Source organism: candidate division KSB1 bacterium, assembly GCA_034521575.1.
In the GTDB taxonomy this organism is placed as follows: Bacteria; Zhuqueibacterota; Zhuqueibacteria; order Residuimicrobiales; family Krinioviventaceae; genus JAXHMJ01.
Genome location: JAXHMJ010000003.1, coordinates 505,368 through 519,897, shown reverse-complemented (window position 1 = coordinate 519,897; position 14,530 = coordinate 505,368). Strand labels below are relative to the sequence as shown.

Here is a 14,530-nt window from a genome sequence, read left to right as displayed (position 1 = left end):
GCAGGTCCCTGCTTTGAACAACCATGATCATTTCTCCCATTTAAACGCGGATTCTACTCCAGTGTCCATGAATCGATTAATAGACGAACCGGTTATTTGTCGACGGGAAACAACTCGACTGCTTTTTTCATAAACACAAAATCAAGTGATCTTCATCCCAAGTTCTTATTGTTCATGACGCCGTTCGATGGCGGTCCGGGTAAAAATCGAATGCCCGGTTTTGCATGAATACCGGCTATAGACAGAAAAGAATATTTGGGTTATGTTGATGCTCATTGGCACCTATCTGCGCTCTATTCAGACAAGCGGTAGACTGGTCATTTCCACACAGTTAATCACCGCCCTTCCGGAGAAAAAACAGAGCACATTGTATCTGACACGCGGCATCGAACGCAATATCACCTGCTATATCGAATCAGAATGGAAATGTTGTTTTTATTTTTTCTTGATTTTAACAACAGAATCACGTACATTATATCGTACAATAAAGGAGGTTGTATGAATGCCGTGACCTATTCAGATTTAAGAAACCATTTAAAAGAACACATGGATCAAGTTTTTGAAACCCATGAACCACTGATCATTACCAGAAAAAATAGAGAGAATTGTGTTCTTATTTCGATTGATGATTATAATGCTATGAAAGAAACCCAATATCTGCTATCGACAGAAGCTAATGCAAAACGGCTTCAATCATCGCTTGATCATGCTCGTGCGGGTGAGATATCAAAAAAAGAACTCGTCGAGTCATGAACCTATTATTTACTGATGAAGCATGGGCTGATTATCTTTACTGGCAAAAAACGGACAAAAAAATCCTGAACAGAATTAATCAGCTCATAAAATATATCAATCGAGAGCCGTTCGATGGCATTGGCAAACCGGAACCATTGAAATTCCAGCTCCAGGGGTGTTGGTCAAGACGCATCAACCTCGAACACCGTCTCGTTTATCGCATTAAAGATGATGAAATGCAAATCATCTCCTGCCGCTTTCATTACTGACCTTATGCATATTGTCAGAAAATCACGTCAAGGTTTTTTCATGCAAGAGACCGTCGGTTGGCGAATACAGCAGCGACAGAACATGTGGCGCTTTTATATTCCCGTCTGATTTCCCTAATTGTTTTTGCAGCTCCTGCAGGGCCTCTGCCCTCAGTATACTCTTTATCTGTTCCCCGCTGCTGTTCACCCGGAAGCCGACATCCTGCCCGTGATGACAAAACCTGAAAACCGAATTTTTGCAACCCACCCGCCGTACATCTCCGAACAGTATCCGGCAAAGATCGATATCCCGAGCGATCAGGTTTGTAAATCCATAGTTACAGAAAATCAAATAATCAATCAAGATTGTTTCGTAATGTCATATCCCGTTTCCCCATCAACAGCGCCGGTACACTGATATCTTCATCGAGCTCTTCCCAATGAATGCCAGTGCCATTTCCACTCAGCACATACTTTTCCCTCTGAAAAGGTGTCGCATGTAGTAAACGGGGAAAATATTCTAACGGAACCGATAATTTCCGTCCATCAGCCAATGCGATCCACATATTGTATTCATCAAACCACACCTTAACGGCAGACGCTTCAATTGCCAAAGTAGTCATTCCACCTGCTCCTTATTAACTCTATTTTTTTATGGAATTTATTCAATTCTTTACTTGAAAAGCCATAATTAGAGGCCAGAAGAATAAATGGATATTGTCCAATCAGCATCTGAAAAATAAAATATTTTTATTGAATTTAAACAGCAAATTATATACTTTGATTATAGAGAAAAAACTATGAAAACAATTGCACCGGATAAATATCTGAACAAAATCGTTCAGGCATTAACAAAATTTGATATAAAAGAAATATTTCTTTTTGGATCAGTGAATAGCGATAAATATAATAATGAAAGCGATATTGACTTGCTGGTTATACTGGACATTGACAGGATACCAGAGAATTACGAAGTTAAAATGAATCTTAGACTTGAACTCCGAAAAGCAATACGGGATATCAATAGAAAAGTACCTATAGATTTATTGGTATATACGAAAAAAGAATTTGAACTCAAAGTCAAACGGAAACGCTTTTTTTCTGGATATTATTAGAAATGGGAAAAAACTGTATGAAAAAGCGGGCTAAAGACTGGATTCTGTTTGCAGAGATAGATCTAAACTCTGCAAAAAAATTATCAAAAGATGCAGTGCTGGGGGCTCGGCTGCTGCATTTCTGCCCCTGTCACGCGTTATAAGAGAGGGCTCTGCCCTCAGTATCCTCTTTATCTGCTCCCCGTTGCCGTTCACCCGGCCCATGCCGTTATCCTGTTCCTGTTTCACGTATCTTCATCCCCCATCATCCGCTGACTGACCTGTACCGGTTCCGGTATTCTCTCGGAGAACAATTACATTTTTTTCGAAAAGCGGCGTTAAAGCGGCTCAGAGAATTGAACCCCGCTTCATAGGCAATTTCCGTGATACTTTTTTGAGATACAGACAATTCCCGTTGTGCATGCAGGATGCGCTGCTGCAGCACCCAGGCATTCAGCGTTGTACCGAAAGACTTTTTAAAAACAGAATTGGCATAATCCGGATGCAGTCCCACCGCCCGCGCAATATCCTCATTCTTGATTGACTGCGTGTAATTACGTGCAATAAACACGATCATTTTTTCCACAAGGTCCAGTAGAAAGGTTTTGTGTTCAGACGTTGCGGAATTCATACTCTCCGCCCGGACCGAATTTATTGCAAATCGATTCAAACGCGCTCGTATTTCCAGCATCAATACTTTACGGTATTTCGAATCCCCGCCGTTAATATCTTTTTGCCAGGTCTCAAACAGATGTTGATCATAGGAACAGGAACCCGTATCGCCCGAAATTACCACGTCACCGCCGAGAATCTGCTCTACAAAATGACCGGGCAGCTGCCATTCCATAAACTGCGCAAAAGGGATAGTGCAGACAAAATATGAGTCCTGATGATCAAAATGAACAATCTGATGCGGGATCAGCGCCCAGAACACCGCCAGCTGACGGTCTGGGATCCTGATCCTGCGGTCATTGATCAGATAGGTGAGTGAGCCGCCGGTAAGCAGATTGATTTCAATCTCATTATGACGGTCAGCACGCGGCATGACCTTGGGTGTCCACACTTCGACGGTGAATCCATAGGGTTTGAATTCCGGCCGCCACGCGTCAAAGCTTTTTAATTTATCGGTATTCGTCATATTTGAACCTGAATAAAGGTAGTATATCATGTATTACGAGACTAAATTTATGAAAATTCCTGAAAATCGCAAATTTTTTTCAGAGAGTTTTAAGAAAAAAGTATCGCTTATCCCGGCGATTGCCCCAAGCACCAGCGTTCGCAAAGCACGGATCGTGACCGGAAGTACCGATACAGTGCATCGCTGCACGGAACCCCGTCAGATATTGTGCAGGAAGCAGTCGACTTCTATCTGGGATGGAATCTGTATCATCACGAATAAACAGATCAAAACAAAGGTCAACGTCGGCAAAGACGCTGCTGACAAACCGCTTGATATCAATGTTTCCGGACAGCCGGAGAATCTTTTCGCCATGGTAGATTAAAACGGTCTGCAGCTCACCGGTCCTGAGCGTCAAAGCTGCAATATTGATCCGCTGAACATCAAATTCAGGGAATTACAATCCGGCCGCTGCTGATATCGCAACAGCGGCAGAACAATTACTTTCAATCAAAAGGAAATTGATCATGAAACATCTGATTAAGAGTTTTTGGATTCAATTAATCATAACCACCGTCCTTTTTGCAGCCGAACATGTTGAGCGCTGGGGATTGTACGAGATCACTCTCCAGGGTCCCCGCTCCGGCAATCCGTTCACCGATGTTCAACTCTCTGCTGATTTCCGTAATGCTGAATCAATCGTCACCGTCCACGGATTTTATGACGGAGACGGCGTCTATAAAATCCGGTTTATGCCGGAAAAGACCGGCACCTGGAGCTGGCATATCAGCAGCACCGTTGAACCCCTGGATGGAAAAACAGGAGAAATGGTATGCATACCGGTATCAGACGGCAATCATGGGCCGGTGCGCGTACACAATACCTTTCATTTCGCCTATACAGACGGGACACCCTACAAACAAATCGGCACAACCTGCTACGCATGGATTCATCAAACACAGCAGCTGCAGGAACAAACGCTTAAGACTCTTTCAGAGTCGGCATTCAACAAAATCCGTATGTGCATTTTCCCCAAAGACTATGTATACAATCAAAACGAACCCGGATCATACGCATTTGTCCGCGATCAAAGCGGTAAAAACGACTATTCCCGCTTTGATCCGGCCTTTTGGGCGCATCTGGAACAGCGGATTCTGGATCTGCAAAATCTGGGGATTCAGGCGGATCTCATCCTGTTTCATCCCTATGACCGCTGGGATTTTGCAAACATGACGGACGAACAGGATGATTTTTACCTGAAATACGCGCTGGCACGGTTATCGGCGTTTCGCAATGTCTGGTGGTCACTGGCGAATGAATTCGACTTTATGACAGACAAGGATATGGCTGATTGGGACCGGTTTTACAAAATCATCACGGAAAACGATCCTTACGATCATTTGCGCGGAATACACAACGGCCGTATATTTTACGATCACAGCAAACCCTGGGTGACGCACTGCAGTATTCAGAGCTCGGATTTTTCCCGGATCCAGGACTGGCAGCAGCTGTATCAAAAACCCATACTTTACGATGAATCACGATATGAAGGAAATATCCCGCAGGGCTGGGGCAATATCACTGCGCAAGAAATGACTGACCGGTTCTGGAAAGCCGCGGCAGCCGGGTGCTATATGGGACATGGTGAAACCTACAAGCATCCGGATGATATCCTGTGGTGGTCCAAGGGCGGTGTGCTGCACGGCCAGAGTCCGGCCCGCATCGCCTTTTTCAAACAGATATTCGATGAAACTCCGGCCGAAGGACTGTGCTATATTGACAGCCTGCATGCAGGAGTAAAGGACCGATATTATCTCTGGTATTTCAGCACCGATACACCGGATTCGTATACCTTCAAAGTACCGCCGTATCTGGAATACAAAGTCGACATTATCGATGCCTGGAATATGAACATCAAACCGGTTAAACAGCCGTATTTCGATTCCTTTACACTGGACCTGCCGAACCAGCCCTATATTGCGGTGCGGGTGCGCGCAGTGGATTTCAACTTTCCGGCGCCGCCGGTAGCGGTATCACCGCAGAGCAGTCTGTTTATCGACAAGAAAACGGTCCAGCTGGCGCACAAATCCGGTGACCCGGTTTATTACACCCTGGACGGCAGTGTACCCTCGGTTGACTCGCCCCGCTACCGGCAACCGATTATTATTTTTCAGGATGGAGTACAACTGAAAACCGTGTGCATCGATGCAAAAGGGCGCAGCAGCAAACTGAAAACCGTCACCTACGAGCAGACACGACCACTGCCGTCCGTGCAGACAGAGAACCGGCAGCCGGGAATCCGCTGCAAACTGTACAATGGCGAATGGGAGATGCTGCCCCGGTTTGCAGAGCTGGAACCGGTTGATCAGGGCGTCAGCGCGCAAATCGATCTGTCGCCGCAGCAGCAGCCGGATAATTTCGGAATTGTTTACGAGGGATTGATCAACATTCCGGCCACGGATATCTATAAATTTGCGACCCACTCGGATGACGGCACCAAACTGTGGATTGACGGGCAACAGGTGGTTAATAATGACGGCGATCACGCACCGCTGCTGAAATCCGGAGAAATCGGCCTGGAAAAAGGATATCACACTATACGCGTGGAATTTTACGAACACGCCGGGGACGAGGTGCTGGAGGTGTTCTGGCAAAGCTCTTCCCGGTCCCGGGAGATCATTCCCCAAAACATGCTGTTTCATGAACCGTAGCAGAAAAAGGCTTGTCCCGTTTATGCGAAGCGATCGGACTCTGGCAAAACAGTATATACTGTTTTGCAGTATCCGATAAATTAAAAAGTATCTAATTAACTGAGACTAACCCAAATCGGTGTTGATTCAATCGTCAAAGCGGGCAATTCCTGAATTCAATGTACAGTTCAAAAAAAACATCTGAAATTGCCTAATTTTCAATTTTTACCTTGACTATCAGAACAATTCTTTCTATACTCTTGCCGTACAATGGAGATTCTGATGATCTGGACAGATTTTGTTAATCTCGTTAATATTGTATCGGCATTCCTGTTCACAGGGTTTTGGGGTTATCTGCTCATGAACCCTGCCCGTCGGAATAACAAAGCCGCTCATTCTTCAGCACACCCCCAAACCGGTCCACTCCCTCGTTCCACTGCATATTTTTCCACAGCTGAATATACATTGTTCCTGACGACGTTCACATCATACGCCAACTGCATACCCCTGTTATTCACCGGCATCATGATAGTATTCAGCAGCACCTTGTTCACTTGCCGTCTTACGCCGCTTTATACCTGGGAATTATCATTCAATAACACGCATCCGCCAGGCCCGGCTTGCTGCTGCTCACTGGAGCAAATCCCCTTGCGCGATTCTTCAGGAATGATCCTTCATCTGATCTGCTCATGCGAAACGCTGTCTGAGAAGACAATAGCGACAAGGCTGTTTTCCAACAATAAATTAACAGACTTTCAATTATACTTTATACATAACTCGATAAAGCGTTCATTTACTCATGGAGTAACGAAACCATGCAAATCACCGGTTTGTATTACGGCAGCAAACTGCTGAAACTCGTAGAATTTCCCGTTGTAAAATGCATCGGCAGCGGGGTGGTCATGGATGAGATCCAAAAGATGCTGGACACCTCGGGAAAACTGGTGGTCAAGCCCATCTTTTTCGGCGGTGTCGGGAGAAAAGGCAAAGCGGGGCTGATCCGATTTGTGGACAACCTGGCGGACGCCATGAAGGCAAAAGAGGACCTCTATTTTGTCTCACATCAATGGGGAGGCCGCACCGTCAGAGCAAACGGGGTTATCTTTGAAGAATACGTACCCTCCGAGATTGAAGTTTATTTCAGTATCACCACATCCACACAAAAACGAAAGCCCATTTTTACCATCACGCCGCACGGCGGTGTGGAGGTGGAGGAGCTTCCTCCTGATAAAAAAAAGGAAATCTGGATTGATCCGTTTATCGGCATTAAATCCTTTGACATTACCAATGCCCTGGTGGATACCGGATGTCCGGAGCAGTATATTTCTCCTCTGGTTCAACATCTGCCCAAATTGTGGGCGCTGTATGACAATTACGGACTGACAACGCTGGAGATCAATCCGATCCGCCTGAAACGCCAGGGCAACCGCTGGCTGCCGGTGGCCTGTGATTTCAAAGCAGCATTCGACCAGGACAATCCGGCCTGGCGTCGTCTGGAATTACCCAATACAATCCTGCAGTCGGAATTAACGCCGTTCGAATCCGAGATCAATCAACTGCGCACTTATCAGGGACAAAGTGATGTCCTGGAATTGAACCCCGACGGATCAATCATTCCCTTTATGTTCGGCGGCGGCGCCAACAGTGCGGCCACGGAAACGCTGGGAGATGCAGCCATCTATTCATCCGATTTCGGCGGCAATCCGCCCTATGACAAGATGTACAAAATCAGTCGCATTGTTTACAAACACTGGCTGGAAAAGGCAAGCACTATCCTGATCATCGGCGGCAAAGCCAACAATACGGATATCTTCGTCACATTCAAGGGCATGTTCGATGCTCTGCGCGATCATATGGCCGAACACGGACGCAAACCCGTGTACGTGGTCGTCGGCCGCGGCGGCCCAAACCTGATCCGGGGGATGTTTTACGCCAAGGACATTCTGGACCGATTGAAACTTCCCTATAAAATGTTCGGGTATGATACCTCCATGATCGAAGTGCTGAATTACGCATTGCGCGTGGACAAATGGTGGCGCACGGACGGCATTGAGGCGTTCCGCAGAAAGGCAGGGGTCGCATGAAAAGTCAAATGACAAAACCGTTTCCCTATTATGTCGGAATCTATTCACTGGAAGAACTGGTAACCCGGGATTCACGCGTCTGTGTGATCAACATACTCGGCAATGAAAGCCGCAAAGTCACGCCGGTTTCACACACTTACAGCGGCGGCAACGTGGTAGCCGGTGTTCAATACGGCCGTCTCGGCAGACTGGAAACCGACAAGGGCAATATACCCGTATTCCGAAGTGTGCTTGATGTGGTGAAAAATCAGATCCCGTTTGATATCGGGGTGATTTATCTGCCCCCGGCCGCTGTGAGTCAGGCCGCCTGGGAACTGGTGACCTATAATAAAGCCCTGAAGCGCATCATTATCATCACGGAAAAAGTACCCACCCGCGACTCCCGCAATATCCGTTTTATTTGCCAGGAAGCGGGTGTGGATGTGGTCGGCGCCAACTGTCTCGGTGTCGCGAATGTCTGGGATCATGTTCGTGTGGGCGGCGCCCTGGGAGGCGATCATCCCGACGAGTCGCTGGTCAAAGGCTCGGTTGCTCTGCACTCCAATTCCGGAAATTTCACCACCACCATATCAGAATATCTGAAAACCGGCGGATTCGGTATCAGTACAGCTGTCAGTTCGGGTAAAGATGTTTATATCCATTTTGCACTGCCGGAATTCCTCTATGCCGCGCAGAATGATCCGCGTACCAAAGCCGTGGCGCTCTACGTAGAACCCGGCGGATATTATGAAAAACAGGCAATCGAATGGATCAGATCACGCCGATTTGGATTCAACAAACCGATCGTGGTTTGTGTGACCGGCCGCTGGAAAAAATACATTCTGCGCGCCTGCGGACATGCGGGTGCCATGGCCGGCGGCGGCGACGATGCGGAATCCAAAGAGCGCTGGTTTGACGAATATTTTGACTGCGATGTATTTGACCCCGACAATCCGGTGGTGGGCAAAAAAGGAGTGCGCATTTCATCCATTCAGCATTTTCCCGATGCCATGAAAGCAGTCTATAAAAAAATAGATGAACCTCTGGATTTCAAATCGACCGGCGATCTTTCCTTAAAGCTGTGGGTCAGTGACAACCTGCTCAAACTTCCGCCGAATCTGGATATGCCGGTCACACGCGCCATGTCCCCCTATGGAGAACAGATTGAGGAAATCACAAAACAGGTCGGCGCCACCTGTCTGACGCAAAATATGCGCAACAAATCAGCGGCTTCACGCATCAATCCCAAAACATTGGTGGCAGAGCTGCACGGGACGCCCGTACTTGATTTGTCCACCCGCACGGTTGAGGACAATCTGTTTTTTGCACTGGCCAAGGTGCAGCCGGCGTCCAGAGATATCAGAAAGGTAAATTTTCTGCTGAACGCTTTTCTCAAACTGGACGATGGTGAAATCGGACAAATCAATATCGCCAAGGCACGCGGCTGCACGCCGAACGCTTATCTTGGCTCGCAGATCGCCATGCTGGGAGACGCCCCGCTTCTCAAAGCCGTCCGCGAAAAAGTGATCTGGATTATAGACACCTTGCGTGAATTCGGATGGGCCTCGGAGATGCCCGAACCACTGCGCAAAAAAATCATCCGTGAACTGCTTACGGCGCAAGAGGAAGCGCCCGGCAATTTCACCGATCATCTTTTAAAAGAGGTCGGGCATTCTGACAAAAAACGGCCTCCCCTGCTTTTCTGCCGGCAAGTGCTGACCATCGCTGCTTCTGAGAAAAAATTTATCAAAGACCGCGACGCTTTTCTTATGGCCTCCATCCTGACCTGTCTGTTCTGGAATCCAATGCTGGGCAAACGCATCAGCCGCCGGGATGTGGAAGATGCAGTGGTTTATTTTTTCATTGTTGCACGTCTTGTCGCGTTCAGCGTCATTGATCCTGAAAAAAATAAAATGTGGAAAAAGCTGGCGCTTGCAAAAGAATTCCATCCCACCACTTCATTCACAGAAAATGTGTTTAAAATTCTGCTGAACCGCAAGCCCACGGAAACTGAATTGACGGAACTCAAGATGCTGCTCGGTCTGACCATTACCAACGGTCCCGGCACCCTTTCCGCCAAAGGCGCCAAAGAATCAGTCAGCGCCCGCAACCACATCTCACTGGCGTTCACCGGATTTCTCTGCAACACGGGTCTGGCGCACGGCGGCAACGGATTTGAAGCCGTGGATTATCTCATGCAGCAGTTCAAAAAAGCGGGGCTCGGCGATCCGGGGGATTTGAATTCTGGCATTAACCTGACAGCGCTGGCCAATAAAGCAGCCAAGGCCTACCGTTCCTATAAAATAGAACAAAAAGAGATGGGACACCTGAATTATAAACGCATTCCCTGCATCAATCACCCGGTGTTCAAAGGCAATCAGGTAAATATTGATCCACGCGAGGATTATATCAGAAAACAAATCGAGAAAATGGGCATCCGCAACATTTTCCTCGACTTTTATCACGAGCTGGTCAAGGAACTGCACAATGAAGGCGTCACCAACAATGTATTTTGTGTCAATGTAGATGCGGTACTCGCCGTGATCACGCTTAAACTCATCTGGCATGATCTTAAATCAAGACGGATCAGCATGCACCAGGCGCAGGACCTGGTATTCATTCTCTTTCTAATCGGCCGAGCCATCGGTGTGGCCGCCGAAATCGCCGATCACCGCAATCGCGGCCAGGACATGGACTGCCGCACGCCGCAAAGTGAATTGACGTTTGTGCTGTAAATCATTTCAAACAACAAAAGGATCACCAGACGGACCAGATCAAGGTCTGGCTTTCGCCTGTGATTTATGTGATCCTGAACCGGAAAATCGACTTTTGCACCAAAATCTGCCGAGTACCGAGTCAGAGAGGACAAATCAACAGAAATACAAACGCCTGATTTTTGATAAATACCCGCTCGTAAAACCGGGAACCCCATCAAATCTTTAGACTTTTGGATTGCAAAGACGTTCATTTTTTGTTATAATAATTGAACAGCAAATTACAAATCAACGGAGGTTGTACAATGAATTTATCAAGACGGAATTTTATGAAAACAACAGGCGCCGTTTCAGCTGCCGCGGCTTTGGGCATTTCTGCCTGTGATCAAACCCCTGAAATCAAGGGCATTCCTATCGGATTACAACTGTATTCCGTGCGCGAACAGGTCGAAGAGGACCTTCCGGGCACCTTGAAACAGGTTGCGCAGATTGGTTACCAGGGCGTTGAATTTGCCGGCTATTTTGGTTACCAGGCCACAGAAATGCGTAAATTTTTAGATGACAACGGGTTAAAATGCTGCGGATCGCATCTCGATTTTAACAAAGTAACCGGCGCGCAGCTGGAAGCCACTGCTGAATATTGTTTGACCATCGGCTGCAAAAACATGATCGTCCCCTCAATCCCCGAAGAACAACGCCAGACAATTGATGACTGGAAAGAGCTGGCGGATACCTTTAATAAAATTGCCGAAATTATCAAACAATTTGATTTGCGCATTGGCTATCATAATCATAAAAACGAATTCCAGGAACTGGACGGTGAAATACCCTGGTACGTGTTTGCAGACAATACCACAGAAAATGTCATCCTGCAGCTGGATACCGGAAACGGTATGGCCGGCGGCGCCAATGTGATGGAAGCGCTGAAAAAATATCCGGGACGCGCAACAACCCTGCATTGTAAAGGCTATTCAGCAGAAAACGAAAACGCCATCGTAGGAGAAGGTGATGTGCCCTGGCAGCAAGTTATTGAATTCTGCCGGACAGAGGGCGGCACGGAATGGTTTATCATTGAAGAAGAAAATAAAAATACACCGCCGATGCAAACAGTGGAAAACGCCTTTGAGAATTTCCTGAATTTGAAGCAGAGTTGATAAACCATCCGGATTGGAAACAGTACGTACCCCGGTACGTACTGTTCCGCTGAAAACTGCCGGTCATTCCGGCTGAAACCTGCCACCCATTCCGATCGAAACCTGCCACTTTAATTTTAAAGATTTCCCAAACATTTCAACATAATTCTTATTTTCCTCTATTCGAAACATCAAATGGAGGAAAAAATATGCCAATGAGGAGAATATCTATGAGAAAAATTCGGGAAATCATTCGTATTTATGAAAGCGCAAACCTTAGTGAACGCGCTATTTCAAGACCGTTAAACGTATCACGCCCTGTCATTCAGCAGTACATCAATCAAATTAGATCAGCGGATTTAGACTATGCGTCGGTGTGCGCCGGCAAGCCGGCTGATGCCTGAACAATGTAAATATCGCTTGCATGCCATTTATGGATTTAGTATGTTTTAACAATCGGGGCTCCAGGTACATAACGGGGCAGCGTTTTACACGAGTTAACAGGCGGGATGGTATGTGTGATTTCAGCTTCAACAAATTCACAACCTCGCACCCCAATTGTATGTGCGGGCGCCTTTGAACGCGAGACTGTGTTTCCCGTCGTCTAAAAAATAAAGTAATTTATCATATTAACCTCCAATAATAACGCGCAACACGGTCCCCTTTATGCAATGTAAATTATGTAAAAAAGAAACAAAACTATGCAATTCCCATATTATACCGGAATTTTTTTTTAAACCACTATATGATGAAAAACACAGGATAAATGTTGTACCGTTGAGTGAGAACCAGAGACAGCGATATGAACAAAAGGGAATCAGAGAATATTTGCTGTGTAAAAATTGCGAAGACCAGATGAGTATATATGAAAACCATGTCAGAAAAGTTTTTTTTGGTGGGACTGAAATACTGGTTAATCCAGGAAATCCTATGACAATCGAAAATATAAACTATAAAGATTTTAAATTATTTCAACTTTCAATCTTATGGAGAGCTTCAATTTCTTCAAATACTTTTTATAGTAATATTAGTTTAGGACCCCATGAAGAAAAAATAAGGAAAATGTTAATCGAAGAGAATCCAGGTGGATGGCTTGAATATCCTTGCTTACTATATGCTATTTTAAGAATTACTAAAAAAGAAATTCTCGATGATTTGATTTTACCACCGGATTCCATAAAATTTGAAGGACATCGTTTATATCGTTTTTTTATGGGCGGCTCTTTTTGGATCTTTTTTGTTTCAAGTCATACTGACACGCTTGAATTGACACATTTTTTTCTCACTGAAGATGGAAAGCTAAAAATCCCCATAAATTCTTTTAAAAATAGCCCATATTTTAAAGGATTTTTTAAGGATTTTATAAAATATAACAAAGTATAATTCTTGATTGAAGAATTAAATAAATTGAGCGTATCAGAAATAAAAAGGAATATTAATAATTTACAATGTAAAATCAGCAGGCCAAGGTAAATGTTCTTTCCAGCTGGATACTTCATCTTTATACTCTTTCCATTTTTCATAAGCTTTTTCTAAATTTTCTCGAGTTGCCCATCGTTTATCGAGATTTCTCAAATGATTATATAGTGGGACAGGTAAACCTCCAAGCCCTGCATCCTGCAAAATATGAGCAGAAATAAATGATGTAACTCATTGGTGCGAGAATAACCATCGGGCGTGCATAACGTTTTATGGTGCGACCAAACTTCCTATACCAATCTCTAGCTGTTGCATAAAAAGTTACATTGGGATTCTGCATGTAAACCAACATATTATTATAAGCAGAATAATTTTTAAACCGGCTGATAAAATTCAGCATATCAAAATATTCTTTGGATGATTGCAATGCAAAGCTTTGTCTGAATAATTGAGCCAAATTTGTATGCATCTCCCTATCTTCCTGTTCCTGAAATAGATTGGCCTGTTCCTCCATCAGATAAATACTCCCTTTACAATAGTACAATACAAACTAATATGATTTTATTTTCCCGTTTAACAAAATTCCTTATTATTTATATACATCGCACAATCGTTAGTTATGGTTTCTGTCAAGTCTATAAAAAGCAATTTATCTTTAATAGTTGTATCAGCATACCAAATTTGATCAACATTATCTGGTAACTTGCCATGATAAGATTCACAAATTGAAGCTATTAATATATTTTCGTTCATCAATGCAATATCATCAGATTCAATAAGCAAGATAGTTGTATAGCCATCAGAGTTATATTTTAAAAGTTTGTCTACTTTCCTATCTAAAAGTTTTTTTATTCTTTTAGATAATGACTTATCTTCAGGAACATTCCTGCAAATAAATAAACCATGGTGTCTGTTTTTATCTTTTTTTATCCAAAATATAAAGGGTAGTTCTTTTATATCTATTCGATTATATTCTCTGCCATACTGTAATCCGGGAGTCTTTTCTAAAAGCCAATTTCTCATTGTATTTTTTATTTTTTTCCAATTCTGACCTTTCTTAATAGCATCATATGGAATAACTAATCGTAGATAATAAGGAAATTCAGTTTTTAATTCATCCTCCAAATCACCAATAGCCTTCATAAATCTTGATGAATCAAGACGTTGATTCGTAATAGTATCAATACTGGTATGCTCAATAGCCAAAAGTCCGGCTATAGCATCAATCTCCTTTTCGTTTCTATTATTATCTTCGGGATATTTCTGCATTTGGAATATTCGGATAAACATTTTGCCGCAAGTAGTTAACAAATTCTT

The 14,530-nt window shown here is 44.5% G+C and carries 15 protein-coding genes; 10 read left to right on the top strand and 5 right to left on the bottom strand.

Annotation, left to right across the window (positions count from 1 at the left end; translation table 11 throughout):
- Positions 1-498 precede the first annotated feature (498 nt).
- Together U5R06_10750 and U5R06_10745 are read left to right on the top strand one after the other, a co-directional pair.
- Complete coding sequence (locus U5R06_10750; GenBank protein ID MDZ7723259.1) at positions 499-753, top strand: type II toxin-antitoxin system prevent-host-death family antitoxin; 255 nt, start codon at positions 499-501, stop codon at positions 751-753.
- Positions 750-1,004, top strand: a complete 255-nt coding sequence (locus U5R06_10745; GenBank protein MDZ7723258.1) for a Txe/YoeB family addiction module toxin — start codon at positions 750-752, stop codon at positions 1,002-1,004. Before U5R06_10750 ends, U5R06_10745 begins: the two co-directional genes overlap by 4 nt.
- A 335-nt stretch (positions 1,005-1,339) precedes the next feature.
- On the opposite strand, the gene U5R06_10740 is transcribed toward U5R06_10745, so the two are convergent.
- Complete coding sequence (locus tag U5R06_10740; GenBank protein ID MDZ7723257.1) at positions 1,340-1,606, bottom strand: DUF2442 domain-containing protein; 267 nt, start codon at positions 1,604-1,606, stop codon at positions 1,340-1,342.
- Positions 1,607-1,783: 177 nt separating this feature from the next.
- Between U5R06_10740 and U5R06_10735 the strand changes: the two genes are divergently transcribed.
- On the top strand, positions 1,784-2,098 hold the full coding sequence (locus U5R06_10735) for a nucleotidyltransferase domain-containing protein (GenBank protein MDZ7723256.1): 315 nt from the start codon (positions 1,784-1,786) through the stop codon (positions 2,096-2,098).
- 244 nt (positions 2,099-2,342) lie between these two features.
- Here the strand turns inward: U5R06_10735 and U5R06_10730 are convergent, their stop codons facing one another.
- Positions 2,343-3,215 carry a helix-turn-helix domain-containing protein gene (locus U5R06_10730; protein MDZ7723255.1) on the bottom strand — a complete coding sequence of 291 codons (873 nt, stop codon included), beginning with the start codon at positions 3,213-3,215 and terminating at the stop codon, positions 2,343-2,345.
- Between the two features lie 49 nt (positions 3,216-3,264).
- Between U5R06_10730 and U5R06_10725 the strand changes: the two genes are divergently transcribed.
- Positions 3,265-3,579, top strand: a complete 315-nt coding sequence (locus tag U5R06_10725; GenBank protein MDZ7723254.1) for a hypothetical protein — start codon at positions 3,265-3,267, stop codon at positions 3,577-3,579.
- A 142-nt stretch (positions 3,580-3,721) separates the two neighbouring features.
- The gene (locus tag U5R06_10720) at positions 3,722-5,905 is read left to right on the top strand and encodes a DUF5060 domain-containing protein (GenBank protein MDZ7723253.1); all 2,184 of its coding nucleotides are present in this window, start codon (positions 3,722-3,724) and stop codon (positions 5,903-5,905) included.
- 371 nt (positions 5,906-6,276) lie between these two features.
- Here U5R06_10720 and U5R06_10715 read toward each other — a convergent pair whose 3' ends face one another.
- Positions 6,277-6,429 carry a hypothetical protein gene (locus U5R06_10715; protein MDZ7723252.1) on the bottom strand — a complete coding sequence of 51 codons (153 nt, stop codon included), beginning with the start codon at positions 6,427-6,429 and terminating at the stop codon, positions 6,277-6,279.
- Between the two features lie 270 nt (positions 6,430-6,699).
- Between U5R06_10715 and U5R06_10710 the strand changes: the two genes are divergently transcribed.
- The 5 genes from U5R06_10710 (at position 6,700) to U5R06_10690 (ending at position 13,177) form a co-directional block, all read left to right on the top strand.
- Positions 6,700-7,968 carry an ATP citrate lyase citrate-binding domain-containing protein gene (locus U5R06_10710; GenBank protein ID MDZ7723251.1) on the top strand — a complete coding sequence of 423 codons (1,269 nt, stop codon included), beginning with the start codon at positions 6,700-6,702 and terminating at the stop codon, positions 7,966-7,968.
- Positions 7,965-10,682, top strand: coding sequence for a CoA-binding protein (locus U5R06_10705; GenBank protein MDZ7723250.1), 2,718 nt, complete (start codon positions 7,965-7,967; stop codon positions 10,680-10,682). Before U5R06_10710 ends, U5R06_10705 begins: the two co-directional genes overlap by 4 nt.
- A gap of 284 nt (positions 10,683-10,966) precedes the next feature.
- Positions 10,967-11,815: a TIM barrel protein gene (locus U5R06_10700; protein MDZ7723249.1), complete on the top strand. Its 849-nt coding sequence runs from the start codon at positions 10,967-10,969 to the stop codon at positions 11,813-11,815.
- Positions 11,816-12,024: 209 nt separating this feature from the next.
- Positions 12,025-12,198 carry a hypothetical protein gene (locus tag U5R06_10695; GenBank protein ID MDZ7723248.1) on the top strand — a complete coding sequence of 58 codons (174 nt, stop codon included), beginning with the start codon at positions 12,025-12,027 and terminating at the stop codon, positions 12,196-12,198.
- Between the two features lie 262 nt (positions 12,199-12,460).
- Positions 12,461-13,177: a hypothetical protein gene (locus U5R06_10690; GenBank protein ID MDZ7723247.1), complete on the top strand. Its 717-nt coding sequence runs from the start codon at positions 12,461-12,463 to the stop codon at positions 13,175-13,177.
- A 196-nt stretch (positions 13,178-13,373) separates the two neighbouring features.
- Here U5R06_10690 and U5R06_10685 read toward each other — a convergent pair whose 3' ends face one another.
- Positions 13,374-13,727: a hypothetical protein gene (locus tag U5R06_10685; GenBank protein ID MDZ7723246.1), complete on the bottom strand. Its 354-nt coding sequence runs from the start codon at positions 13,725-13,727 to the stop codon at positions 13,374-13,376.
- 59 nt (positions 13,728-13,786) lie between these two features.
- Positions 13,787-14,482, bottom strand: coding sequence for a hypothetical protein (locus U5R06_10680; GenBank protein MDZ7723245.1), 696 nt, complete (start codon positions 14,480-14,482; stop codon positions 13,787-13,789).
- Positions 14,483-14,530: the final 48 nt, after the last annotated feature.

Excerpts from the sequence above, each read along its gene's own strand:
- U5R06_10750 (MDZ7723259.1), top strand. The coding sequence starts at position 499 with ATGAATGCCGTGACCTATTCAGATTTAAGAAACCATTTAAAAGAACAC.
- U5R06_10680 (MDZ7723245.1), bottom strand. The coding sequence starts at position 14,482 with ATGCAGAAATATCCCGAAGATAATAATAGAAACGAAAAGGAGATTGAT.
- U5R06_10690 (MDZ7723247.1), top strand. The coding sequence starts at position 12,461 with ATGCAATGTAAATTATGTAAAAAAGAAACAAAACTATGCAATTCCCAT.
- U5R06_10725 (MDZ7723254.1), top strand. The coding sequence starts at position 3,265 with ATGAAAATTCCTGAAAATCGCAAATTTTTTTCAGAGAGTTTTAAGAAA.
- U5R06_10685 (MDZ7723246.1), bottom strand. The coding sequence starts at position 13,727 with ATGGAGGAACAGGCCAATCTATTTCAGGAACAGGAAGATAGGGAGATG.
- U5R06_10745 (MDZ7723258.1), top strand. The coding sequence starts at position 750 with ATGAACCTATTATTTACTGATGAAGCATGGGCTGATTATCTTTACTGG.
- U5R06_10695 (MDZ7723248.1), top strand. The coding sequence starts at position 12,025 with ATGAGAAAAATTCGGGAAATCATTCGTATTTATGAAAGCGCAAACCTT.
- U5R06_10700 (MDZ7723249.1), top strand. The coding sequence starts at position 10,967 with ATGAATTTATCAAGACGGAATTTTATGAAAACAACAGGCGCCGTTTCA.
- U5R06_10735 (MDZ7723256.1), top strand. The coding sequence starts at position 1,784 with ATGAAAACAATTGCACCGGATAAATATCTGAACAAAATCGTTCAGGCA.
- U5R06_10705 (MDZ7723250.1), top strand. The coding sequence starts at position 7,965 with ATGAAAAGTCAAATGACAAAACCGTTTCCCTATTATGTCGGAATCTAT.
- U5R06_10710 (MDZ7723251.1), top strand. The coding sequence starts at position 6,700 with ATGCAAATCACCGGTTTGTATTACGGCAGCAAACTGCTGAAACTCGTA.
- U5R06_10730 (MDZ7723255.1), bottom strand. The coding sequence starts at position 3,215 with ATGACGAATACCGATAAATTAAAAAGCTTTGACGCGTGGCGGCCGGAA.
- U5R06_10720 (MDZ7723253.1), top strand. The coding sequence starts at position 3,722 with ATGAAACATCTGATTAAGAGTTTTTGGATTCAATTAATCATAACCACC.
- U5R06_10740 (MDZ7723257.1), bottom strand. The coding sequence starts at position 1,606 with ATGACTACTTTGGCAATTGAAGCGTCTGCCGTTAAGGTGTGGTTTGAT.